This window comes from Streptomyces sp. NPDC002467, assembly GCF_042889825.1.
GTDB lineage: Bacteria > Actinomycetota > Actinomycetes > Streptomycetales > Streptomycetaceae > Streptomyces.
On sequence record NZ_JBIARJ010000005.1, the window covers coordinates 396,815 to 420,547 of the forward strand.

Sequence of the window (23,733 nt, forward strand, 5' to 3'; positions counted from 1 at the left end):
AAAACCCCCCCGGGGGCGCCACCCATCGCCTCCCCCTACCCCCCCCACCGCTCCCCCCCGCCGGCGGCCGGGCCGCCCCCCCCCGGGGGGGGGCGGCCCCCCCCCCCCCCACCACCCCTTTCCCACTTTCCGCGCCGACTGGAGAACCTCCCATGCGCACCCGCACCTCTCTGTACGGTCTGCTCATCGGCCTGCTGCTGGGCGTGGGGCTGCTCCCGGCCGCCACCGCGACCGCCGCGGACAACGGCACCTGGGGGGTCTTCCCCACGCCCGCGGCCGGAGCGGCGATGACCGACCGCGCCTACTTCTTCCACCAGGGCCAGGCCGGGACCTCCGTCGACGACAGCGTCACGATCCTGAACTCCTCCGACAAGGAGCTGACGTTCCAGATCTTCGCCACCGACGCCGTCAACACCCCCTCGGGCGGCGCCTTCGCGCTGCTGCCCGCCGAGACGAAGCCCAAGGACGTCGGCACGTGGATCGCGCTGCCGCCCGAGACGGCCTCCACCGTCACCGTGCCGGCCAAGGGCCGCAAGGACGTGCCGTTCACCGTGAAGGTCCCGGCGGACGCGACGCCCGGCGACCACGTCGGCGGGGTCGTCGCCCTCAACACCGCCGTGGAGGGCATACAACAGGAGGGCAAGGTCCAGGTCGGCGTGCGGCGCTCGGTGGGCGCCCGGCTGTACTTCCGGGTGCCCGGCCCGCTGACGCCCGGGCTCAGCGTGGAGGACGTGAAGGTCGACCGGTCGGCGCCGCTGCTGCCCTGGGTCAAGGACGCCCGCGCCACCATCACGTACACGCTGGTCAACCGGGGCAACGTGGTCGTCGACCCCAAGGTGACGGTGTCCGCCGAGGGCCTGTTCGGGCGGACGGTGCTGGACCGGCCGGCCCGGGAGCTGAAGCTGGCGCTGCTGCCCGGCCAGCGGATCGAGCTCACCGAACCGTGGCCCGACGCCCCCCAGTCGGACTGGGTGACCGTGAGGATCACCGCCGGGGCGACGGCCCACCCCGAGCTGGTCTCCACGTCCGAGACGGACTTCGTGGCCGTGCCGTGGCCCGCCGTCGGGCTGCTCCTCGTACTCGCCGGCGCCCTGACGACCTTCCTGGTCCTGCGGCGGCGAACCCGCGCGGCGCGGGACCAGGACCAGCCCGACCCCGAGCGGGACCTGGCCCACACCCACTGACCCGGTACCGAACCCGGCCGGACCCGGACCCGGTACGAACGGACTCGCCCCCCGCGGTGAGGGTTGCGGGGGGCGAGCGGTCCTGCGGGGCGGGCGCGTGCCCGGTCGGTCAGTGGTTGCGGGGGAAGCCCAGGTCCACGCCGATGTGGCCCTCGGACGGGTCCGGCCAGCGGGTCGTGACGACCTTGCCGCGGGTGTAGAAGTGGATGCCGTCGTTGCCGTAGATGTGGTGGTCGCCGAAGAGCGAGTCCTTCCAACCACCGAAGGAGTGGTAGCCCACCGGCACCGGGATCGGCACGTTGACGCCGACCATGCCCGCCTCGATCTCCAGCTGGAAGCGGCGGGCGGCGCCGCCGTCACGGGTGAAGATCGCGGTGCCGTTGCCGAACGGAGAGCCGTTGATGAGGGCCACGCCCTCCTCGTAGGTCTCCGCGCGCAGCACGCACAGCACCGGGCCGAAGATCTCGTCGCGGTAGGCGTCGGAGTCGGTCTTCACGTTGTCGAGCAGCGACAGGCCGATCCAGTGGCCGTTCTCGAAGCCGTCCACCGTGTAGCCGGTGCCGTCCAGGACCACGTCGGCACCCTGGTCGGCCGCGCCCTTGACGTACGAGGCGACCTTGTCGCGGTGGGCGGCCGTGATCAGCGGGCCCATCTCCGAGGCCGGGTCGTTGCCGGGGCCGATCTTGATCTTCTCGGCGCGCTCGCGGATCTTCTCGACCAGCTCGTCGGCGATGGAGCCGACGGCCACGACGGCGGAGATCGCCATGCAGCGCTCGCCCGCGGAGCCGTAGGCGGCGGAGACCGCCGCGTCGGCGGCCGCGTCCAGGTCGGCGTCCGGCAGCACCAGCATGTGGTTCTTGGCGCCGCCCAGGGCCTGCACGCGCTTGCCGTTGGCGGAGGCGGTGGTGTGGATGTGGCGGGCGATCGGGGTCGAGCCCACGAAGGAGACGGCCGCGATGTCGGGGTGCGAGAGCAGGGCGTCGACGGCGACCTTGTCACCGTGGACGACGTTCAGCACGCCCGCCGGCAGTCCGGCCTCGGTGGCCAGCTCGGCCAGCTTGTTGGCGGCCGACGGGTCCTTCTCGCTCGGCTTGAGGATGAAGGTGTTTCCGCAGGCCACGGCCAGCGGGAACATCCACATCGGGACCATCGCCGGGAAGTTGAAGGGCGTGATGCCGGCGACGACGCCCAGCGGCTGGCGGATCGAGGAGACGTCCACGCGGTTGGACACCGACGTCGACAGCTCGCCCTTGAGCTGCGTGGTGATCCCGCAGGCCAGCTCGACGATCTCCAGACCGCGGGCGACCTCGCCCAGCGCGTCCGAGTGGACCTTGCCGTGCTCGGCGACGATCAGCTCGGCGATGGCGTCGCGGTTGGCGTCCAGCAGGGCGCGGTAGGCGAAGAGCACCTTGGTGCGGGCGGCCAGCGAGGACTGGCCCCAGCTCAGGTACGCCTCCTTGGCGATCCGCACCGCGGCGTCGACCTCTTCGGCCGAGGCGAGCGCGACCTGCGTGGTGACCTCGCCGGTCGCCGGGTCGGTGACCGGGCCGTAGTTGCCCGAAGCGCCCTCGACGGTCTTGCCACCGATCCAGTGGTTGACGGTCTTCATGTGCCTTGCTCCTTCACAGATGGCGACGTCGCTGAGCGGCTTGCCGGTCGTACTCTTCACGGGCCTGGGCCGCCGCTTTGCGGTTCGCGGTCTCGGCCACAGGAACATCCCACCACGCCTGTGCGGGGGGCGGGCCCGACACAGTGTCGGGCGTTCGGGTCTGTACGTAGACACATGTGGGACATGTTGCCGAGCGCGCCTCGGCCAGGGCTTCCCGCAGGTCACGCACGGTACGGGCGCGTATCACGGCCATCCCGAGGGAGGCCGCGTTCGCCGCGAGGTCCACCGGAAGGGGGTCCCCGCCGTACGAGCCGTCGGGCGTCCGGAAGCGGTACCCGGTGGCGAAGCCCTCGCCGCCCACGGCCCGCGAGAGCCCCCCGATCGAGGCATACCCGTGGTTGTCGAGGACGACCACCTTGATCGGCACGCCCTCCTGCACGGCGGTGACGATCTCGGTCGGGTTCATCAGGTACGTCCCGTCGCCGACCAGCGCCCACACCGGACGACCGGGCGCGGCCAGCGCCACCCCGATGGCGGCCGGGATCTCGTAGCCCATGCAGGAGTAGCCGTACTCCAGGTGGTACTGGTCGGCCGAGCGGGCCCGCCACAGCTTGTGCAGGTCCCCGGGGAGCGAGCCGGCGGCGTTGACGAGGATGTCGCTCGCGTCCACCAGGCCGTCGAGCAGCCCGAGCACCTGGGCCTGGGTGGGCGGCAGCTCCTCGTCACCCGCGCTCCAGGCGGCGTCCACCCCCCGCTCCCACTCCCTCTTCCCCGCCCCGTACGAGTCCGTGTACGCGGGGTCCACCCGGTACCCGGCGACGGCCTCTCGGAGTTCACCCAGCCCCTCCCTGGCATCGGCGACCAAGGGCAGGGCGGCGAGCTTGTGGGCGTCGTACGGATCCAGGTTCAGGCCGACGAACCGGACGGCCGGGTTCTGGAAGAGGGTCGCGGAGGCGGTGGTGAAGTCCGTCAGCCTGGTCCCGGCCGCGATCACCAGATCGGCCTCCCGGGCCAGCGCGGCGGCGGTCGCCGTGCCCGTGTGCCCGATCCCGCCGACCTCGGCCGGGTGGTCGTACGGGAGCACGCCCTTGCCCGCCTGGGTCGTGGCCACGGGGATCCCGGTGGCCCCGGCGAACTCCGCCAGCGCCGCCCCGGCCACGCTGTGCCGGATCCCGCCGCCCGCGACGATCAGGGGCCGCGCGGAGCCCCGTACGGCGGCGGCGGCCGCGTCCAGCTCGGCGCGGTCGGGCCGGGGCCGGCGCACGCCCCACACCCGCTCGGCGAAGAACTCCTCCGGCCAGTCGTACGCCTCGGCCTGCACGTCCTGCGGCATCGCGAGGGTGACGGCGCCGGTCCGCACCGGGTCGGTGAGCACCCGCATGGCCTGGAGCGCGGCCGGGATCAGTGCCTCCGGGCGGGTGATCCGGTCGAAGTACCTGGAGACGGGCCGCAGCGTGTCGTTGACGGAGACGTCCCCCGCCTCCTGCACCTCCAGCTGCTGGAGCACGGGATCGGCGGGCCGGGTCGCGAAGGTGTCCCCGGGCAGCAGGAGCACCGGGATCCGGTTGATCGTCGCCCCGGCCGCGCCGGTGACGAGGTTGGTGGCGCCGGGCCCGATGGAGGTGGTCACGGCGTGCGCGGACAACCGCCCGCTCTGCCGGGCGTACCCGACGGCGGCGTGCACCATGGCCTGCTCGTTGCGTCCCTGGAGGAAGGGCATGTCCCGCGCGCCGGTCTCCAGCAGCGCCTGACCGATCCCGGCGACGTTCCCGTGCCCGAAGATCCCCCAGGTGGCGGCGATCAGCCGGTGCCGGCGCCCGTCACGCTCGGTGTACTGCCGGCTCAGGAACCGTACGAGCGCCTGTGCCACGGTGAGCCTCATCGCGCTTCGTCCTCCGCTCGGTGGAAGGGCAACCGGGGGTCGACCTCCCGGCCGTCCCAGCTGCCGCGGATCCAGGCGTGCTCGGGGTGGTCCCGGATCAGCCACTCCCGGGGCTCGCCGGGCGGCCCGGCCATCACGTTCAGGTAGTACATGTCGTGCCCGGGCGCGGCGATGGACGGCCCGTGCCAGCCGTCGGGGATCAGCACCGCGTCCCCGCTCCTGACTTCCGCCAGGATGTCGGTCTTCCCCGCGGGAGAGGGCGTGACGCGCTGGTACCCGAACCCGGGGGTGTGCCCGTGGGGCGCGATCTCGAAGTAGTAGATCTCCTCCAGGCGGGATTCCTCGCCGGGGAGGTGGGTGTCGTGCTTGTGGGGCGGGTACGAGGACCAGTTCCCGCCGGGGGTGAGCACCTCGACGGCGATCAGCCGGTCGGCGGGGAACACGCCGGCGGCCCCGAAGTTGTGCACCTGCCGGGAGCACTGCCCGGCGCCGCGCAGCTCGACGGGCACGTCCGCGGCCGGCCCGTACCGCGCCTCCAGTCGCACCTCGCACCGGGCTCCGGCGAGCGCGAACCGCCCGCCTTCTGCCGCCCGGATCTGGACGCTGCTGTCCCGCGGCACGTAGACGAAGTCGCTGACCCCGCCGAACACCCCACTCCGGCCGCGCAGTTGGAACGTGGTCCGGACGTCGTCGGGTCCTGCGGAGCCTCCCCCACCCCGCCCCTTCCCGAAACTGTGGGCTCCGCCCCCAGACCCCCGCGCCTCAAACGCCGGCGAGGCTGGATTCTCCCCCGGCCCGGCAGATTCCGGTCCCGCCGGGGGCAACTCCAGCCCGTCCGGCGGTTGAGGACCGGGGTCCGGGGCGGAGCCCCGATCTTTCAGCCCCGCCGGCGTTTGAGGCGCGGGGTGCGGGGCGGCACCCGGGGGCTCCGCGCAGCGGACCTCGCACGCGCCGGACAGTGGCAGCACCATCCACTCCGCCTCCCCGCACTCGTGCGCGTACACCTCCCCCGCCCCCAGCTCCAGCACGACCAGCCGGGTCCACTCCATCCCCCACTCAGCAACCACCGGCACGCCCCAGCACCTCCTCCACCTCGTACGGGAACGGCATCGCCGTGGAACACGCCAGCCGTGAGGCGACGATCGCCCCCGCCGCGTTCGCGTACCGCACCACGCTCTCCAACGGCCACCCCGCCAGCAGCCCGTGGCACAGCGCCCCGCCGAACGCGTCGCCCGCGCCCAGCCCGTTCACCACCTCCACCCGTACCGCCGGGACCTCCGCCACCGTCCCGTCCCGGTGGACCGCCAGCACGCCCTGCGGGCCGCGCTTGACCACGGCCAGTTCCACCCCGGCCTCCAGCAGCGCCGCGGCCGCCTCGTACGGGTCCGACCGCCCCGTGGCGATCTCGCACTCCTCCGGATTCCCGACGGCCACCGTCGCCGCCGCCAGCGCCCGTTCGTAGTACGGCTCCGGCTTCTCCCTCCACAGCATCGGCCGCCAGTCCAGATCGAAGACCGTGATCCCCGCCCCACGCCCCCGTGCCTCCAGGCCGGCCAACGTGGCCCCCCGCGAGGGCTCCTCGCTCAGCCCCGTCCCGGTCATCCAGAACACCTTCGCGGCCCGCACCGCCGCCAGGTCCACCTCCTCCGCCGCGATCTCCAGGTCGGGTGCCTTGGGCAGCCGGTAGAAGTAGAGCGGGAAGGAATCCGGCGGGAACATCTCGCAGAAGGTGATCGGGGTCGGCAGCCCGGGGACCTCCGTCACCCAGCGGCGGTCCACCCCGAACGCCGTGAGTTCCGTGCGGAGATACCCGCCGAAGGGGTCCGCCCCGGTGCGACTGATCAGTGCCGTCCGCCGGCCCAGCCGGGCCGCGGCGACGGCGACGTTGGCCGGGGAGCCGCCCAGGAACCTGCCGAAGGTCTCGGCCTCGGCCAGTGATACGCCGGTCGTCAACGGGTAGAGATCCACCCCGATCCGGCCCATGGTGATCAGGTCGAACTCCAACGGATCGCCGGTCTTGGTCCCGGTCACGGTCAGTCCTCCCGCTCGCTTCCCACCCTAAGGTGGCCGTTATGACGTCCTCCCCGCCCGCGTTGACCCGTATCCGTGTCGGTTCGGCTCCGGACTCCTGGGGTGTCTGGTTTCCCGACGACCCCCGGCAGACCCCTTGGGAGCGCTTCCTCGACGAGGTCGCGGACGCCGGGTACGAGTGGATCGAGCTCGGCCCGTACGGCTATCTGCCCACCGATCCCGCCCGACTCGCCGAGGAGACCGCCAAGCGCGGGCTGCGGGTCTCGGCCGGCACCGTCTTCACCGGACTCCATCACGGGCCCGCCGTGTGGGAGGACACCTGGGAGCACGTGTCGCGGATCGCGGAGCTGACCCGGGCGATGGGCGCGGCGCACCTCGTCGTCATCCCGTCCTTCTGGCGGGACGACAAGACCGGCGAGGTGCTGGAGGACCGCACCCTCACTCCCTCCCAATGGCGTGAACTGGCCTCCCAGACCGAGCGTCTGGGCCGGGAGGTCCAGGACCGGTACGGGTTGCGGATCGTGGTCCATCCGCACGCGGACACCCACATCGACACCCCGGAGAACGTGGCCCGCTTCCTCGACGCCACCGATCCCGCGCTGGTCTCGCTCTGCCTGGACACGGGGCACTACGCGTACTGCGGCGGCGACAGCGTGCAGGCCATCGAGACCTTCGCCGAGCGCATCGGCTACCTCCACCTCAAGCAGGTGGACCCGCGGATCCTCGCCGAAGTCGTCGCGCAGGAGGTGCCCTTCGGGCCGGCCGTGGGCCGCGGGGTGATGTGCGAGCCGCCGTCGGGGGTGCCGGCGCTGGAGCCGGTGCTCGCCGCCGCCGAACGGCTCGGCGTGGACCTCTTCGCCATCGTCGAGCAGGACATGTACCCCTGCCCGCCCGACCGGCCGCTGCCGATCGCCCGACGCACCCGCGACTACCTGCGCTCCTGCGGCGCCCGCTGACTCCTCGGAGGAGACGACCATGAGCAGCACGCTCGGCATCGCCGTCATCGGTACGGGCAAGATGGGCGCCGACCACGTCCGCCGGATCGGGCGGAGCGTCGGTGGGGCCCGGGTGGTGGCCGTGGCCGATCCCGACGGGGACCGGGTCAAGGAGGTCGCGGGCGCCCTGGAGGGGGCGAGCGCGCACACCGATCCGGCGGCCGCGATAGCCGCACCCGGGGTCGGGGCCGTACTGATCGCCTCCCCGGGGCCCGCCCACGAGGAGGCGGTCCTGCACGCCCTGGACCGGGGGCTGCCGGTGCTGTGCGAGAAGCCGCTGACCCCGGATCCGGAGGGGGCGTTGCGGATCATGGCGGCCGAGCAGCGGTTGGGGCGGCGCCTGGTGCAGGTGGGTTTCATGAGGCGGTTCGACGCCGAGTACGAGCGGCTGAAGGAGCTGCTGGACGCGGGCGGGATCGGGCGGCCGCTGTTCCTGCACTGCCGGCACCGCAATGCCTCCTCGCCGTCGTTCTTCACCAGCGACATGCTGATCAGCGATTCGGTGGTGCACGAGGTGGACGCGGCCCGTTGGCTGCTGGGGCAGGAGATCACGGCCGTCACCGTGCTCTCCCCGCGGCCCACGGCGGCCGCCCCGGAGGGGCTGCGCGATCCGCGGCTGGTACTGCTGGAGACCTCGGGCGGGGCCGTCGTGGACGTGGAGATCTTCGTGAACTGCGGTTTCGGCTACCAGGTGCAGTGCGAGGCGGTGGGCGAGGCGGGCAGCGCCCGGATCGGTGACGGCCACGCGATGGTGGTGCAGTCGGCGGGGCGCTGGGGCGGGGAGATCGACCAGGACTTCACGGTGCGCTTCGCCGACGCGTACGACCGCCAGCTGCGCCGATGGGTGGCCGCGGCGGCTCGCGGCCGGGTGGCGGGGCCCGACGCCTGGGACGGCTACGCGGCGGCGGCCGTCTCGGAGGCGGGCCTCGCGGCCGCGCGAAGCGGCGTACGGACCGAGGTGGAGCTGGCGGGGCGCCCGCCCCTGTACGGGGGCTGAGCCCCGCGCGCCCGTCGTGCACCCCTGTGCCGTATCCGTCACAGGGGTCTCCGTCGTGTCACCCGTGTCCGCATAACGCGGGTTTTCCGTCACAGGGGTTCGACAACCCCTCCCCCGCCCTCGCCCCGCGTCGTTCCCCGGGCACAACGCGAGTGATCGGCAGTGTCCACGTGCGGGCTCCCCCGACGGCCTCCCGGCCGGCCCCGCGGCGTGGACAAGGAGGTGTCGTCTGGCATGAGCGACCGACAGTTGTGGTCGTACAAGGAGATCGCCGCCCACATCCGGGTGCAGCCGGACACGGTGCGCTCCTACCGCAAGCACGGACTTCTCCCCCCGCCCGACCATGTGGAGGGCGGCAAGCCCTATTGGTACGCCGACACGGTCCGGGCGTGGGTGGCCCGGCGGCCCGGCAACCGGGGCCGGGGCGGGGACTGACCCGCACCCGGCAGCGGGACGGGGGCCCGACCACCCCCCGTCCCGCGGCCGGCCCGGCGGCCCGACCGACCGACGGCCCGACCGACCGACGGCCCGACGGATCGACCGACCGACGGATCGATCGACCCGCTCGTCCCTCCCCCGGCGCTACGCCGTCCCGACGGGCACCTTCTCCTCTTCGGGCCGGGTCTCCGGCAGCGCGGGCCGAGCGACGGGCTCCCCTTCGCTCAGTCCGAACCTCTCGTGCAGCCTGCGCAGCGGGCCGGGCGCCCACCAGGTGGCCTTCCCGGTCAGTTTCATGACCGCCGGGACGAGGAGGCTGCGCACGACCATCGCGTCCATCAGCACCGCCAGCGCGATTCCCAGCCCCAGCATCTTGGTGTTGGTCACGCGGGAGGTGCCGATGGCCACCATCACCACGGCCAGGATCAGGGCCGCCGCGGTGATCAGCCCGCCGGTGCGGGCCAGACCGGTCCGTACGGCCCCCTCGTGGTCGCCGGTCCGGTCGTACTCCTCCTTGATCCGGGATATGAGGAACACCCCGTAGTCCATGGACAGTCCGAAGGCGATGCAGAACATCAGGACCGGCAGCGTGGTCTCGATGTCCCCGGTGGAGGTGAAGGAGAGCAGTCCGGAGAGGTTGCCCTCCTGGAAGACCCACACCACCGCTCCGAACATCGCGGTCAGGCTGAGGGCGTTGAGCAGCACCGCCTGGAGCGGTATCAGCAGGCTTCCGGTGAGCAGGAAGACCAGCAGCAGGGTGGCCAGCGCCACCAGGGCGAGGGCGGTGGGAAGGGCGTCCGCGATGGCCGCCTTGGTGTCGACGAGTCTGGCGGCCTGGCCCGCCACGGAGGTCCGGAAGCCGGGATCGACCTTCCGCACCTCGTCGACGAGGTCCTGGGCCTGCGGACCCACTCCCTCGCCCTTCGCCACGACCGAGAAGTACGCGTACTTCGTCTCGGGGCCGGCGCTCACCGGCCCGTCGATGCGGACCACCCCGGGCAGACCCGCCAGTCGCTCCCGGTAGGCGGTGAGCTCGGCGGGGCCGGCGACCCCCTCGGCGAGCACGGTGAGCCCGCCGCCGGGGCTGCCCGGGAAGCCGTCCCGGATCTGCTGCTGGACCACGTGCGACTCGGCGGTCTTCGGAAGCTGCCGGTCGTCGACGGTGCCGAACTTGACGCCGAGGAAGGGAAGTCCGAGGAGCAGCAGCCCGGCCGTGGTGGCCGCCGCGAACAGCGGGGCCCGGCGCATCACCAGGGCCGCCGCCCGCCCCCAGCCCCGACCCGTCTCCGCCGTGGCGCCGGGCGTGGCGTCGGCCGTGGCGTCGGCCGTGGCACCGGAGGTGCGCCCGCGCCGCCACAGGCGCCGCAGATCGAGGGAGTTGACCCGCTCGCCGAGCAGGATCAGGGCCGCCGGCAGCAGGACCAGCGCGGCCGCTGCCGCGAGGAGCACCACCGCGACTCCGGCGTAGGCGAAGGACCGTAGGAAGGACATCGGGAAGAAGGCCATGGCGGAGAGGGCGACCGCGACGGTCAGCGCCGAGAAGAGCACGGTGCGCCCGGCGGTGCGCAGGGTGGTGCCGACGGCGCCCGCCGGGTCCTGTCCGGCGGCGAGCTCCTCGCGGAACCTGCGGACGATGAACAGGGCGTAGTCGATGGCGAGTCCGAGGCCGAGCGCGGTGGTCAGGTTCTGGGCGAAGACCGAGACCTCGGTGAACTCGGTGAGGCCGCGCAGCACCGCGTTGGTGCCGAGGATGGCCACGATGCCGACGCCGAGCGGCAGCAGGGCCGCGACGGCGCTGCCGAAGACGAGGACGAGCAGGACGAGGGTGACCGGCAGGGCGATCAGCTCGGCGCGCAGCAGGTCCTCCTGGATGGTGGTGGTCACCTCGGCCTGGACCGCGACGGGTCCGCCCAGGGAGACCCGCACCGGCCCGTGTTCGCCCCGGTAGCGCGGGGTGATCCGGTCCAGCACCTCGGTGGCGGTCTTCTGGTCGCCCAGCACCCTGGCCGCGATCAGGGCCTGCCGGCCGTCCTCTGAGCGCAGCGCGGGCAGCTGGGTACGCCAGTACGAGCCGACGCCGACGACCCCCTTCTCACCGGCGAGGAGGGCGGTGAGCCGCTCGGCCTCGGCGGCGACCGCGGGATCGTCCACCCCGGCGGCCCCGACCCCCGGCCCGGCGTCGACGAGCAGCAGCAGATTGGGCTGCGAGGCCGGGAACTCGCGCTCCAGGGCCGCGGCGGCGTAGGTGGACTGTGCGTCCGGGTCCTCCCAGCCGCCACTGCTCATCCGCTCGGCGACGCCACCGCCCACGAACACGGCCAGTGCCGTGACCACCAGGGCGAGCAGCAGCGAGAGCCGCGGCCGGGCCGTGACGAACCGGGTCCACCTGCCGCTCTCCCCGGACGACGGCGGTTTCTTGACTTCGGACATGACTCGGTGTCCCCTTCACCGTGATTGCCAGGCCGAATAGACTGGCAAACACGAGCAGTCGCTCGCGTTTCCTCAGAATGCGAGCGACCACTCGCGTTTGTCAATCACCCACGGGAAGCAGGGGATTGGACATGCCGAGGACAGCCAAGGACAAAACGACCGAAAGCGACCGGCTCGCGGAGACCGAGGTCGCCACCGCGCCGCGCCGCCGCCAGGCACGGGGCGAGCGCCGGATCGCCCAGCTCCTGGCCGCCGCCGCCGGGGTGTTCTGCCGTACCGGCTACGCCGCCGCCAGCACCAACGCCATCGCCCGCGAGGCCGGCGTGTCGCCGGGCACGCTGTACCAGTTCTTCCCGAACAAGGAGGCCATCGCGATCGAGCTCGGCGGTCAGCTCCTGCGCCACGCCCGGGAGACGCACGGCCAGGCCTTCCTGCCCGAGAACCTGGGCCTCCCGCTGCCCGAGGCGCTGGACGCCGTCCTGGACCCGCTGATCGCCTTCAACTGCGAGAACCCGGCCTTCTGGGCCCTCATGCACGGCTCCGGCGTCCCGGGGGGCATCGACAAGGAGCACGAGGAGCTCCACTCCAACATGGCCGGGCAGGTCCGAACCGCCCTGCACTCCCTCGCCCCCGAGCTCGCGCCCGTCGAGCTCGACCACGTCGCGAACATGGTCCTCGGCATCTTCAAGGCCTCCCTGGACCTGATCCTGGCCCACGAGGGCGCCGAACGCGACGCGTACGTCGCCGAGCTGAAGACCGTCCTGCTGCGCTACCTGGAGCCGATCGTCACCACGACTCGCTGCCGCTGACCCGCTCCCCGCGCGGGACCTCCGCACCGCGCTCCTCCGCCGACCGGCTCCGGTCCTGCAGCCTCATCCCCAGCAGCGGGAACACCAGCACCGACACCATCCCGGCCCCCACCAGCGCGGCGGCCTCCCCCGGAGTCACCTTCCCGTCCTGCACCCCGAGCGTGGTGATGGCCACCACCAGCGGCAGCGCCGTGGACCCGAACAGCACCAGCGCCGACCGGTCGCTCCCCCGCAGGTCCCCGGGGGCCAGCAGCCGGATCGGCAGCCCGCGCACCACCAGGAACAGCAGCAGGAACAGCGGCAGCAGCAGGAGCTCCCGACCGCCCGCGAGCAGCGCCTTCAGGTCGAACTCCATCCCGGTGACCACGAAGAACACCGGCACCAGGAAGCCGAACCCCATGGCCTCCACCTTCGACAGCACGGTCACGCTGCTCTCCGGGGCGGCCCCGTGGAGCACGAGCCGGGTGACGAGGCCGGCCGCGAAGGCCCCGAGCAGGATGTCGAGCCCGAGCACCTGGGCCAGCGCCGGCATCGACACCAGCAGCAGGACGACGAGCCGCACCGCGAACTGCGCACTGCTGTGGAGGGTCTTGGCGATGACCGTGCCGAACCAGGGCGGCTTGGGGCGCAGCGCCCAGAACACGGCCGCCGCCGTCAGCACCGCGAAGGCGGCCAGCAGCACCGCCGACCGCGCCGGGGCCCGCCCGCCGAGCAGCAGGGCCATGGCGATGATCGGCCCGAACTCGCCGACGGTCCCCATCGCCATCATCACGGAGCCGAACCGGCTCTGCAGGTCTCCCGCGTCCCGCAGCACGGGCAGGATCGTGCCCAGCGCGGTGCTGGTGAGCGCGGTGCCGACGTAGACGCCCTTGTCGAAACCGCCGCCGTGGGCGAGCAGGATCCCCACGCCCAGGCCCAGCACGAGGGAGATCAGCCAGGCCCACACCGACCGCTTGAGGGTGTCCCCCCTGACGCGGTCGAATTCGAGCTCGTAGCCGGCCAGGAAGATCAGCATGGCGAGGCCCAGGTTGCCGAGTACGTCGATGACCCCGCCGGTGTGCGCCCACCCGAGGACGTCGGGGCCGATCAGGATCCCCAGCAGGATCTCGAAGATCACCAGCGGTACGGCCAGCCACCGGGAGACGCCGTAGGCGAGGAGGGAGGCGAGCACGGCGACGACCATGATGAGGACGAGGCTTCCGGGCTGATCCATATCGGCCATTTACGTACAGTTCCGTCATACCGGCCAGTTTTGGGGACGCGGGGCTCGCATTCATACCCCCCAGGGGTATAGTCTCGAAGTGTCGGGAGGACGGTGGAGGGATCCATCGCCTCCGGCGACCGGACACGTACGCCCTGAAGAGGAGAACGACATGACCGCCGAGACGGACACCCGGACCACCACCGTCTACCGCGTGAGCGGCATGAGCTGCGGACACTGCGAGGGCTCGGTGACCACCGAGCTCGGCGCCCTGCCCGGCGTCGAGTCGGTCAAGGCCGTCGCCGCGACCGGCGAGGTCACCGTGGTCTCCGACGCCCCGCTCGCCGAGGAGGACGTCCGCGCCGCGATCGACGAGGCCGGCTACGAGCTCGTCGGCCAGGCCTGAGGCCCCCGCGGAACCCGCAGAACCGCAGGATCCGCAGGACCGCAGGACCCCGCAGATTTCCGCCGGGCCGTACCGGCCAGCTCATACTGGTTCCGTACGGCCCGGCCATCCCCCTGGAGCCGGAAGATGAGCAGCACAGTGCACGACGGGCCCATAGCGGCGGTGGAACTCTCGATCGGCGGGATGACCTGCGCCTCCTGCGCGGCCCGGATCGAGAAGAAGCTCAACCGGATGGACGGCGTCGAGGCCACGGTGAACTTCGCCACCGAGAAGGCGAAGGTCTCCTACCGCGGTGACGTCCAGGTCGCCGACCTGATCGCCACCGTCGTGAAGACCGGGTACACCGCCGAGGAGCCCCCGCCGCCGGAGCCGCTCCCCGAGCAGGCGGAAGCCGAGGCCCCGCGCGACCCCGAGCTCGCCGCCCTGCGCCACCGGCTGCTCGTCTCAGCCTCGCTCGCGCTGCCCGTCGTCCTGCTCTCGATGGTCCCGTCCCTCCAGTTCGACAACTGGCAGTGGCTCTCGCTGACCCTGGCCGCCCCCGTCGTGGTCTGGGGCGCGTACCCCTTCCACAAGGCCGCCTGGACCAACGCCCGGCACGGCGCCGCCACCATGGACACCCTCGTCTCGGTCGGCACCCTGGCGGCCTTCGTCTGGTCGCTGTGGGCCCTGTTCTTCGGCCACGCGGGCATGCCCGGCATGCGCCACGGCTTCGACCTGACGATCTCCCGCACGGACGGCTCCTCGGCCATCTACCTGGAGGTCGCGGCGGGAGTCGTCTCCTTCATCCTGCTCGGCCGCTACCTGGAGGCCCGCTCCAAGCGGAAGGCCGGCGCCGCCCTCAAGGCGCTGCTGGAACTCGGCGCCAAGGACGTGGCCGTGCTGCGCGGCGGCGCCGAGGTGCGGATCCCCGTGGCGGAACTCGTGGTCGGCGACCGGTTCGTCGTCCGCCCCGGCGAGAAGATCGCCACCGACGGCACGGTCGTCGAGGGCAGCTCGGCCGTGGACGCCTCCATGCTGACCGGCGAGTCGGTGCCGGTCGAGGTCTCCGTCGGGGACTCCGTCACCGGCGCCACCGTCAACGCCTCCGGGCGCCTGGTCGTCGAGGCCACCCGGATCGGCGCCGACACCCAGCTCTCCCGGATGGCCAGGCTCGTCGAGGACGCGCAGAACGGCAAGGCCGAGGTGCAGCGCCTCGCGGACCGGATCTCCGGGATCTTCGTGCCGATCGTGCTCGTCCTGGCGCTCGGCACCTGGGCCGTATGGCTCCTGGCCACCGATGACGCCACCGCCGCCTTCTCCGCCGCCGTGGCCGTCCTGATCATCGCCTGCCCGTGCGCCCTGGGCCTGGCCACCCCGACCGCGCTGATGGTCGGCACCGGTCGGGGCGCGCAGCTCGGCATCCTGATCAAGGGCCCCGAGGTGCTGGAGTCCACCCGCCGCGTGGACACCGTCGTCCTGGACAAGACCGGGACGGTGACCACCGGCCGGATGACCCTGGCCGAGGTGCACACCGCCGAGGGCGTGGACGAGAAGGAACTGCTGCGGCTGGCCGGCTCCCTGGAGCACGCCTCCGAGCACCCGATCGCCCGGGCCGTCGCCACCGGCGCGGTCGAGCGGGCGGGCGCCCTGCCGGTCCCCGAGGGCTTCGAGAACGTCGCGGGCCTCGGCGTGCAGGGCGTGGTGGACGGGCACGCGGTCCTGGTGGGCCGCGAGCGGCTGCTCGCCGACTGGGCGATCCCCCTGCCGGAGGACCTCGCCGGGGCCAAGGCGGCCGCCGAGGCCGCGGGAAGCACCGCCGTGCTGGTCGCCTGGGACGGCGAGGCGCGCGGGGTGCTGACCGTGGCCGACGCCGTCAAGGAGACCAGTGCCGAGGCGGTGGCCCGGCTGCGGGCGCTGGGCCTGACCCCGGTCCTGCTGACCGGCGACAACAAGGCCGTCGCCGAGACGGTGGCCCGCGAGGTGGGCATCGACGAGGTGATCGCCGAGGTGCTCCCGCAGGACAAGGTGGACGTCGTACGTCGCCTCCAGGCCGAGGGCCGTACGGTCGCCATGGTCGGCGACGGGGTCAACGACGCGGCCGCCCTGGCCCAGGCGGACCTGGGCCTGGCCATGGGCACCGGCACCGACGCGGCCATCGAGGCCGGGGACCTGACCCTCGTGCGGGGAGACCTGCGGGTGGCCGCGGACGCGATCCGGCTGTCGCGCCGGACCCTGGGCACCATCAAGGGCAACCTGTTCTGGGCCTTCGGCTACAACGTGGCGGCGCTGCCGCTGGCGGCCGCCGGACTGCTCAACCCGATGATCGCGGGGGCCGCGATGGCCTTCTCCTCGGTCTTCGTGGTGACCAACAGCCTGCGGCTGCGTTCCTTCCGGTAGTGGACCGCCTCCCCACGGCCCACACCGTTCCTTCACGGGAGACGCAGATCACAGTGACGACAACGTAACCATCCGGGGTCGTCGTGGGTCTAATGGGGCGATGCCAGGAACGTCTTGGGGGACGTCCAGGGGTATCGGCCGGCCGGGATTCGTGCCGCGGGAAGCCTTGAGCGGCCGTCCCGTGCAGAACGGGTCCCGGCACCACTGACGCCCCGGCTCGGGTCCCGTGGGGGGAATCCGTACCGGGGAAAAGGAAAGCGCCCCGACCGTCGACCCGTGGGGGGATCGACGGCGGGGCGCTTTTCGTGTGCCTGGCGGCCCTTGCGGGCCTTGAGGGCCTCGGGTCAGCGGGCCTCGACCGGCACGAAGTCGCGCAGGACCTCGCCGGTGTAGATCTGGCGCGGGCGACCGATGCGGGAACCCGGCTCCTTGATCATTTCCTGCCACTGGGCGATCCAGCCGGGCAGTCGACCGAGCGCGAAGAGCACGGTGAACATCTCGGTCGGGAAGCCCATAGCCCGGTAGATCAGACCGGTGTAGAAGTCCACGTTCGGGTAGAGGTTGCGCGAGACGAAGTACTCGTCGGCCAGCGCGTGCTCTTCCAGCTTCAGCGCGATGTCGAGCAGCTCGTCGCTCTTGCCGAGCGAGGAGAGGACGTCGTGCGCCGCCGCCTTGATGATCTTCGCCCGGGGGTCGAAGCTCTTGTAGACGCGGTGCCCGAAGCCCATGAGGCGGACGCCGTCTTCCTTGTTCTTCACCTTGCGGATGAAGGCGTCGACGTCGCCGCCGTCGTTCTTGATGCCTTCCAGCATCTCCAGCACCGACTGGTTGGCGCCGCCGTGCAGCGGGCCCCACAGGGCGGAGATGCCGGCCGAGATCGAGGCGAACATGTTCGCCTGCGAGGAACCGACCAGGCGCACGGTGGAGGTCGAGCAGTTCTGCTCGTGGTCCGCGTGCAGGATGAGCAGCTTGTCGAGCGCGGAGACCACGACCGGGTCCAGGTCGTACTCCTGCGCCGGCACGGAGAAGGTCATGCGCAGGAAGTTCTCGACGTAGCCGAGGTCGTTGCGCGGGTAGACCACCGGGTGGCCGACCGACTTCTTGTACGCGTACGCCGCGATCGTCGGGAGCTTGGCCAGCAGCCGGATCGTCGAGAGGTGGCGCTGCTTCTCGTCGAACGGGTTGTGGCTGTCCTGGTAGAAGGTCGACAGCGCGCTGACGACGGAGGACAGCATCGCCATCGGGTGCGCGTCACGCGGGAAACCGTCGTAGAAGCGCTTGACGTCCTCGTGCAGCAGCGTGTGCTGGGTGATCTCGTTGCGGAACGACGCGAGCTCGTCGACGGTCGGCAGCTCACCGTTGATCAGCAGGTAGGCGACCTCGATGAAGGAAGAGCGCTCGGCCAGCTGCTCGATCGGGTAGCCGCGGTAGCGCAGGATGCCCTGCTCACCGTCGAGGTAGGTAATCCCGGACTTGTAGGCCGCGGTGTTGCCGTAGCCGCTGTCCAAGGTGACGAGCCCGGTCTGGGCCCGCAGCTTCGAGATGTCGAAGCCCTGGTCGCCGACGGTGCTCTCGACCACCGGGTAGGTGTATTCACCGTCCGCGTACCGGAGTACTACAGAGTTGTCGCTCACGTCATCCCTCACCGACGTAGTGCCTCTTCTTCGAGGTGCCCTGACTGCCTCTACCTTCCCCCATTTGGCGCAGGAGAGTGCACTCGGGGTCGGCCTTTGGTGCTCAGGGCGGCACTCAGTGCCGCCAAGCTGCTCATCCTGCACCCTCCGCACCAGTGGCGGAACCCCAAATGATCGATCATCTAGGTGATGTTTCCCACCGGTATCCGGCCGGACAGCCTCGATGCCACGGACGTGTACCTCCTGCCTGCGGAAACGGTACGCACCGCCTGGGCGAGGGCCTTGCGGGACCCGACGAGGACGACCAGTTTCTTCGCCCTGGTGACCGCCGTGTAGAGCAGGTTCCGCTGGAGCATCATCCAGGCGCCGGTGGTGACCGGGATCACCACCGCCGGATATTCACTCCCCTGCGAGCGGTGGATGGTGACGGCGTAGGCGTGGGCGAGCTCGTCCAGTTCCGCGAACTCGTATCCGATCTCCTCGTCCTCCTCCGTCCGCACCGTCAGGCGCTGTTCGTCGAGGTCCAGGCCGATGACGACGCCGACCGTGCCGTTGAAGACCCCGTTCGCGCCCTTGTCGTAGTTGTTGCGGATCTGGGTGACCTTGTCGCCCACGCGGAAGACCCGGCCGCCGAACCGCTTCTCGGGCAGGTTCGGCCGGGCCGGCGTCATGGCCTGCTGGAGCAGGCCGTTGAGGTTCCCGGCGCCGGCCGGGCCCCGGTGCATGGGAGCGAGGACCTGGACGTCCCGCCGCGGGTCGAGCCCGAATCTGGCCGGAATCCTCCGTGCCGCCACGTCCACGGCGAGCACGCCCGCCGCCTCGGTGTCCTCCTCGGGGAAGAGGAAGAAGTCCGGCAACCCGTCGGTGAGCGGCGGCACACCGGTGTTGATCCGGTGGGCGTTGGTGACCACTCCCGACTGCTGGGCCTGGCGGAAGATCCGGGTGAGCCGCACCGCGGGCACCGGGCCGCCCTCGGCCAGCAGGTCCCGCAGCACCTCCCCGGCACCGACGGACGGCAGCTGGTCCACGTCCCCCACCAGCAGCAGGTGCGCACCCGGCGCCACCGCCTTGACCAGCTTGTTGGCCAGCAGGAGGTCGAGCATCGAGGCCTCGTCCACCACGACCAGGTCCGCGTCCAGCGGCCGGTCCCGGTCGTAGGCCGCGTCCCCGCCCGGCTTCAGTTCCAGCAGCCGGTGCACCGTGGAGGCCTCCGCCCCGGTGAGCTCGGCGAGCCGCTTGGCCGCGCGGCCGGTGGGCGCGGCGAGCACCACCTTGGCCTTCTTGGCGCGCGCCAGCTCAACGATCGAGCGCACGGTGAAGGACTTCCCGCAGCCCGGCCCGCCCGTGAGCACCGCGACCCGCCGGGTCAGCGCCAGCCTGACCGCCTCCCGCTGCTCGGGCGCGAGGTCGGCCCCGGTCCGCCCGGCGAGCCAGCCCAGCGCCTTGTCCCAGTCCACGTCCTGGAAGGCGGGCATCCGGTCGTCCTCGGCGTTCAGCAGCCGGCGCACCTGCCCTACGAGCGACAGCTCGGCCCGGTGGAAGGGCACCAGGTACACGGCGGTCAGCGGATCCGGCCCGCCCTGCGGATCCGGTACGGATTCCCGTACGACCCCCTCCGGATCGCCCGCGAGCTCCGCCAGGCAGTCGATCACCAGCCCCGTGTCCACCTGGAGCAGCTTGACCCCGTCGGCGATGAGCCGGTCCTCGGGCAGGAAGCAGTGCCCCTGGTCGGTGGACTGGGACAGGGCGTACTGCAACCCGGCCTTGACCCGCTCCGGGCTGTCGTGCGGGATGCCGACCGCCTGGGCGATGCGGTCGGCCGTGAGGAAGCCGATGCCCCACACGTCGGCGGCGAGCCGGTAGGGCTGGTTCTTCACCACGGAGATGGAGGCGTCGGCGTACTTCTTGTAGATGCGCACCGCGATGGAGGTGGAGACGCCGACTCCCTGGAGGAAGACCATGACCTCCTTGATGGCCTTCTGCTCCTCCCAGGCGGCGCCGATCAGCTTCGTGCGCTTGGGGCCGAGCCCGGGCACCTCGATCAGCCGCTTCGGCTCCTCCTCGATGACGTCGAGGGTGTCGGTGCCGAAGTGCTCCACGATCCGGTCGGCGATCTTCGGCCCGATGCCCTTGATCAGACCCGAGCCCAAATAGCGGCGGATGCCCTGAATGGTCGCCGGGAGCACCGTCTTGTAGTTCTCGACGGTGAACTGCTTGCCGTACTGCGGGTGGGAGCCCCAGCGCCCCTCCATGCGCAGCGATTCGCCGGGCTGCGCGCCCAGCAGCGAACCGACGACGGTGAGCAGGTCTCCGGAGCCGCGGCCGGTGTCGACCCGGGCGACCGTGTACCCGTTCTCCTCGTTGGCGTAGGTGATGCGTTCGAGCACCCCCTCGACCACCGCCAGTTGCACGACCCCGTCCATTGCCATGCCCCGAAGCTACCGTCCGGCGCCGACAGCGCGTCAGGCCTGTGGACGACAGCACTGAGGGGGTCCTGCCTTCCGGCCGGACCCCCCCACGGTTACCCCTCCCGCGTCGGACTTCCCGATCCCCCCAGATCCCTCCCCGGAAGCCCAGACGCAACGTACGACCCGCGGCACCCCCCGGCGGTTGCATCAGGATGCATACCTTTGCAAACCCATTACCCAAGATGCTGCCAAAGCGGCACGCAAGTAGCGTTCCGGCCATGAGCGAATCTTCATTCCAGGACGACGTGCTGGGCGAACTCGGCGACGACAAGCTGAACGAGATCGCCTCGCTCCTCGGCACCGACACCGACGGCGCGCGCGACACCGTCGCCACCACGGTCGGCACGATGACGGGCGACCTCCGGCAGCAGGCCGAGTCCGACGACGGCGACGAGGTGCGCCAGGCCTTCGCGGAGGTGGCCGAGCCCCAGCTCCAGGGCGTGGCCACGCTCGGCGGCGGCCTCGGCGGCCTGCTCAGCGGCGGGATGATGGCCGGCGTCCTGGCCAAGGCGAGCAAACCCGTGGCCAACGCCGTCTCGAAGAAGACCGGCATCCCCGCCCCCACCGTCGCCCGGGTCATCGAGATGCTGATCCCGGTCCTACTGGCCGTCTTCGCCAAGCGCGCCGCCGCCGGCAAGAAGCCGTAACCCACCCGTTCGGTCGCCCGCGGCCATAAAATCGGGCCCATGGCTGACAACGTGCGGTTGCGAAGCCCCGAACCGGGAGAGCTGGGCTGGATCGTGCAGCGCCACGGCGCCCTGTACGCCGCCGAGTACGGCTGGAACAGCGACTTCGAGGGCATGGTGGCCCGGATCGTCGCCGACTTCGCCCAGGACCACGACCCCTACCTGGAGCGGGTGTGGATCGCCGAACTGGACGGCCGCCCCGTCGGTTCCGTGATGTGCGTACGGGAGGAGAGCACCCCCGGCACCGCCCGGCTGCGGCTCCTCCTCGTCGACCCGGAGGGGCGCGGCCGCGGCATCGGCGCGGACCTGGTCTCCGCGGTGATCGACTTCGCCCGCTCGGTCGGCTACCGCGAACTCGTCCTGTGGACCAACGACGTGCTCGACGAAGCCCGGAAGCTCTACCTGCGGGCGGGCTTCACGCTGATCGCGGAGCGCCCGCACCGCTCGTACGGAGTGAGTCTGACGGGCCAGGACTGGCGGCTCCCGCTGCAGGAGAGCCGCCCCCACTGAGCCGCGCCGGCGCCAGCGAGGTCAGCGCGACCCCGCCCACGAGCAGCACCGCCGCCAGCCACCGCAGCCCCGACACGGACTCCCCCAGCACCAGAGCGGCCGAGGACATCCCGAACACCGGGACCAGCAGCGAGAACGGCGCCACCGCCGAGGCCGGGTAGCGGCGCAGCAGGTACCCCCAGGCCCCGAACCCGAACACGGTCGACACCCACGCCACGTACCCGATGACGCCCACCCCGGACCAGTCCAGCCCCCGCAGCGCGGCCAGGTCCCGCTCGGGACCCTCGAACAGCAGCGACAGCGCGAACAGCGGCAGCACCGGCACCGTGCACACCCAGACCATGAAGTTCAGCGCGTCGGGCGGCGCGGCCCTGCGGGTCAGCACGTTGGAGACCCCCCAGCACGCGGCCGCCGCCACGACCAGCACGAATCCGAACACGGGCCCGCCGGTGCCACCGTCCACGGCGGCCACCACGATCCCGGCGAGCGCCACCCCCATCCCGAACACCCGGGCCCGGCCCGGTCGTTCACCCAGGACGACGGCGGCGATGACAGCGGTGAAGACGGCCTGGATCTGCAGCACGAGCGAGCTCAGACCGGCCGGCATCCCGGATGCCATGCCGGTGAAGAGCAACCCGAACTTGGCGACCCCCAGGGCCAGCCCCACCCCGATGATCCACTTCCAGGCGACCTTGGGCGGCCCGACGAAGAACACCGCCGGCAGGGCCGCGACGAGGAATCGCAGGGCGGACAACAGCAGCGGCGGGAAATGCCCCAACCCGATCTCTATGACGACGAAGTTGAAGCCCCAGACGGCGGCGACGAGCACGGCGATTGCGGTGTGTACGGGACGCATGCCAAAACCTTCACCCACCCCGACCATGTAGCACCAGCGCGAATCACTTCCGCGATGGATGAAGCATTGCTTACGATTGACCCATGCTCGATCTGGCCCGGCTGCGCGCCCTGCACGCCGTCTCCGTCCACGGCTCCGTCGCGGCCGCGGCGGCCGCCCTCGGCTACACGCCCTCCGCCGTCTCCCAGCAGATCGCGAAGCTGGAGCGGGAGACCCGCACCACCCTCCTGGAACGCCGCGGGCGCGGCGTCGCGCTCACCGAGGAGGCCCGGCATCTGGCCGCCACCGCACAGGAATTGCTGGCCATCGTGGAACGCGCCGAAACCACCCTGGAGGAACGCCGGGGCCTGCCGAGCGGGCTGCTGACGGTGGCCGCCTTCGCCTCGGCGGCGCGAGGGCTGCTGCCGGCGGTACTGGCCGATCTGGCGAGCCGCCATCCCGCCCTGGACGTCCGCCTCACCGAGGTCGACCCGCACCTGTCGGTGGACCTGGTGGCCCGCGGCGTCACCGACCTGGCGGTGGCCCACGACTGGGACATCGCGCCCCTCCCCGCCCCCGAGGGCATCGACCAGGCGGTCATCGGCGACGACCCCTGCGACCTGGTCGTCCCGGCCGGCCACCCCTTCACCGCGCGCACCGCGATCCGCCGGGGCGACCTCGGCGGCGAACGGTGGATCTGCCAGCCACCGGGCCGGGTCTGCCACGACTGGCTGGTCCGGACCCTTCGCACCGCGGGATTCGAGCCGGAGATCGCGCACGTGGCCGAGGAGAACCACACCATCGTCGCGCTGGTCGCGGCCGGGCTCGGCGTGGCCGTGGTGCCCCGGCTGGGCACGGGGACCCTCCCTCCGGGCGCGGTGGCGGTCCCTCTCGAACCGGGGCCCGTACGCCGCCTGTACGCCCTGTGGCGCACGGGTGCGGCCCGCCGCCCGGCCATCACGGAGACCGTCCACACCCTCCGCTCCCACTGGCCCCCGGCCTGACCCTTCCGCCGGGGGCGTCCCCGCAGGGTGTCGTACGTGGGTGCCCGGCGGCCGTGGCACCCCGCGCCGTCGGGGTCGGGTGCGTGGCCGGGCGCCCCCGCGAGCGTCGAACGCCGGTGCCCAGCGGGGTCGGCCCCCGCCCGCACCCCCGCGCCGTCGGGGTCGGGTGTGCGGCGGGGCGCCCCCGCAGGGCGTCGAACGCAACCACGTTCTGCATGTCCGCTGCCGCTCCCCGTTC

18 protein-coding genes and 1 pseudogene are annotated in these 23,733 nt (G+C 72.1%); 10 read left to right on the forward strand and 9 right to left on the reverse strand.

Annotated elements, in window-relative coordinates:
• Positions 1-152 precede the first annotated feature (152 nt).
• Entirely contained in the window at positions 153-1,184 is a 1,032-nt protein-coding gene (locus ACFYYJ_RS14310) for a WxL protein peptidoglycan domain-containing protein (protein ID WP_385132170.1), read from the forward strand.
• A 109-nt stretch (positions 1,185-1,293) separates the two neighbouring features.
• On the opposite strand, the gene ACFYYJ_RS14315 is transcribed toward ACFYYJ_RS14310, so the two are convergent.
• The 4 genes from ACFYYJ_RS14315 to iolC form a co-directional block, all read right to left on the reverse strand.
• Complete coding sequence (locus tag ACFYYJ_RS14315) at positions 1,294-2,793, reverse strand: CoA-acylating methylmalonate-semialdehyde dehydrogenase (protein ID WP_385132169.1); 1,500 nt, start codon at positions 2,791-2,793, stop codon at positions 1,294-1,296.
• Between the two features lie 13 nt (positions 2,794-2,806).
• Entirely contained in the window at positions 2,807-4,675 is a 1,869-nt protein-coding gene (gene iolD / locus ACFYYJ_RS14320) for a 3D-(3,5/4)-trihydroxycyclohexane-1,2-dione acylhydrolase (decyclizing) (RefSeq protein ID WP_389132090.1), read from the reverse strand.
• Positions 4,672-5,646, reverse strand: a complete 975-nt coding sequence (iolB, locus tag ACFYYJ_RS14325; protein ID WP_389132115.1) for a 5-deoxy-glucuronate isomerase — start codon at positions 5,644-5,646, stop codon at positions 4,672-4,674. Before iolB ends, iolD begins: the two co-directional genes overlap by 4 nt.
• 85 nt (positions 5,647-5,731) lie before the next feature.
• Positions 5,732-6,658, reverse strand: coding sequence for a 5-dehydro-2-deoxygluconokinase (gene iolC, locus ACFYYJ_RS14330; protein WP_389132118.1), 927 nt, complete (start codon positions 6,656-6,658; stop codon positions 5,732-5,734).
• 89 nt (positions 6,659-6,747) lie between these two features.
• On the opposite strand from iolC, the gene ACFYYJ_RS14335 reads away from it, so the two are divergent.
• The 3 genes from ACFYYJ_RS14335 to ACFYYJ_RS14345 all read left to right on the forward strand — a co-directional run bounded on the left by ACFYYJ_RS14335 (position 6,748) and on the right by ACFYYJ_RS14345 (position 9,133).
• Positions 6,748-7,662 (forward strand): sugar phosphate isomerase/epimerase family protein, encoded by a 915-nt coding sequence (locus ACFYYJ_RS14335; protein ID WP_385132160.1) that lies wholly within the window; start codon positions 6,748-6,750, stop codon positions 7,660-7,662.
• Between the two features lie 19 nt (positions 7,663-7,681).
• On the forward strand, positions 7,682-8,698 hold the full coding sequence (locus tag ACFYYJ_RS14340) for a Gfo/Idh/MocA family protein (protein WP_385132157.1): 1,017 nt from the start codon (positions 7,682-7,684) through the stop codon (positions 8,696-8,698).
• 234 nt (positions 8,699-8,932) lie between these two features.
• Entirely contained in the window at positions 8,933-9,133 is a 201-nt protein-coding gene (locus ACFYYJ_RS14345) for a MerR family transcriptional regulator (protein WP_365171386.1), read from the forward strand.
• A gap of 147 nt (positions 9,134-9,280) precedes the next feature.
• Here the strand turns inward: ACFYYJ_RS14345 and ACFYYJ_RS14350 are convergent, their stop codons facing one another.
• Positions 9,281-11,566 (reverse strand): MMPL family transporter, encoded by a 2,286-nt coding sequence (locus tag ACFYYJ_RS14350; protein ID WP_389132094.1) that lies wholly within the window; start codon positions 11,564-11,566, stop codon positions 9,281-9,283.
• Between the two features lie 131 nt (positions 11,567-11,697).
• Between ACFYYJ_RS14350 and ACFYYJ_RS14355 the strand changes: the two genes are divergently transcribed.
• Entirely contained in the window at positions 11,698-12,375 is a 678-nt protein-coding gene (locus ACFYYJ_RS14355; RefSeq protein WP_389132097.1) for a TetR/AcrR family transcriptional regulator, read from the forward strand.
• Here ACFYYJ_RS14355 and ACFYYJ_RS14360 read toward each other — a convergent pair.
• The gene (locus tag ACFYYJ_RS14360) at positions 12,353-13,588 is read right to left on the reverse strand and encodes a cation:proton antiporter (protein WP_389132121.1); all 1,236 of its coding nucleotides are present in this window, start codon (positions 13,586-13,588) and stop codon (positions 12,353-12,355) included. The two genes, ACFYYJ_RS14355 and ACFYYJ_RS14360, sit on opposite strands and share 23 nt — an antisense overlap.
• 160 nt (positions 13,589-13,748) lie before the next feature.
• Here ACFYYJ_RS14360 and ACFYYJ_RS14365 point away from each other — a divergent pair, with 160 nt between their 5' ends.
• Both ACFYYJ_RS14365 and ACFYYJ_RS14370 read left to right on the forward strand, forming a co-directional pair.
• Positions 13,749-13,982 carry a heavy-metal-associated domain-containing protein gene (locus ACFYYJ_RS14365; RefSeq protein ID WP_385132149.1) on the forward strand — a complete coding sequence of 78 codons (234 nt, stop codon included), beginning with the start codon at positions 13,749-13,751 and terminating at the stop codon, positions 13,980-13,982.
• A gap of 126 nt (positions 13,983-14,108) precedes the next feature.
• Complete coding sequence (locus ACFYYJ_RS14370; RefSeq protein ID WP_389132100.1) at positions 14,109-16,358, forward strand: heavy metal translocating P-type ATPase; 2,250 nt, start codon at positions 14,109-14,111, stop codon at positions 16,356-16,358.
• Positions 16,359-16,702: 344 nt separating this feature from the next.
• Here ACFYYJ_RS14370 and ACFYYJ_RS14375 read toward each other — a convergent pair whose 3' ends face one another.
• Both ACFYYJ_RS14375 and ACFYYJ_RS14380 read right to left on the reverse strand, forming a co-directional pair.
• Positions 16,703-17,992 (reverse strand): citrate synthase, encoded by a 1,290-nt coding sequence (locus ACFYYJ_RS14375; RefSeq protein ID WP_385132144.1) that lies wholly within the window; start codon positions 17,990-17,992, stop codon positions 16,703-16,705.
• Between the two features lie 182 nt (positions 17,993-18,174).
• On the reverse strand, positions 18,175-20,421 hold the full coding sequence (locus tag ACFYYJ_RS14380; RefSeq protein WP_385364738.1) for an ATP-dependent RecD-like DNA helicase: 2,247 nt from the start codon (positions 20,419-20,421) through the stop codon (positions 18,175-18,177).
• 257 nt (positions 20,422-20,678) lie between these two features.
• On the opposite strand from ACFYYJ_RS14380, the gene ACFYYJ_RS14385 reads away from it, so the two are divergent.
• Together ACFYYJ_RS14385 and ACFYYJ_RS14390 are read left to right on the forward strand one after the other, a co-directional pair.
• Complete coding sequence (locus tag ACFYYJ_RS14385; protein WP_385364736.1) at positions 20,679-21,107, forward strand: DUF937 domain-containing protein; 429 nt, start codon at positions 20,679-20,681, stop codon at positions 21,105-21,107.
• A gap of 51 nt (positions 21,108-21,158) precedes the next feature.
• Positions 21,159-21,656, forward strand: a pseudogene (locus tag ACFYYJ_RS14390) (GNAT family N-acetyltransferase); the annotation flags it as partial.
• Here ACFYYJ_RS14390 and ACFYYJ_RS14395 read toward each other — a convergent pair.
• On the reverse strand, positions 21,562-22,512 hold the full coding sequence (locus ACFYYJ_RS14395; RefSeq protein ID WP_389132104.1) for an EamA family transporter: 951 nt from the start codon (positions 22,510-22,512) through the stop codon (positions 21,562-21,564). The pseudogene ACFYYJ_RS14390 and the gene ACFYYJ_RS14395 overlap by 95 nt on opposite strands.
• An 83-nt stretch (positions 22,513-22,595) precedes the next feature.
• Between ACFYYJ_RS14395 and ACFYYJ_RS14400 the strand changes: the two genes are divergently transcribed.
• Complete coding sequence (locus tag ACFYYJ_RS14400) at positions 22,596-23,495, forward strand: LysR substrate-binding domain-containing protein (protein ID WP_389132107.1); 900 nt, start codon at positions 22,596-22,598, stop codon at positions 23,493-23,495.
• Positions 23,496-23,733: the final 238 nt, after the last annotated feature.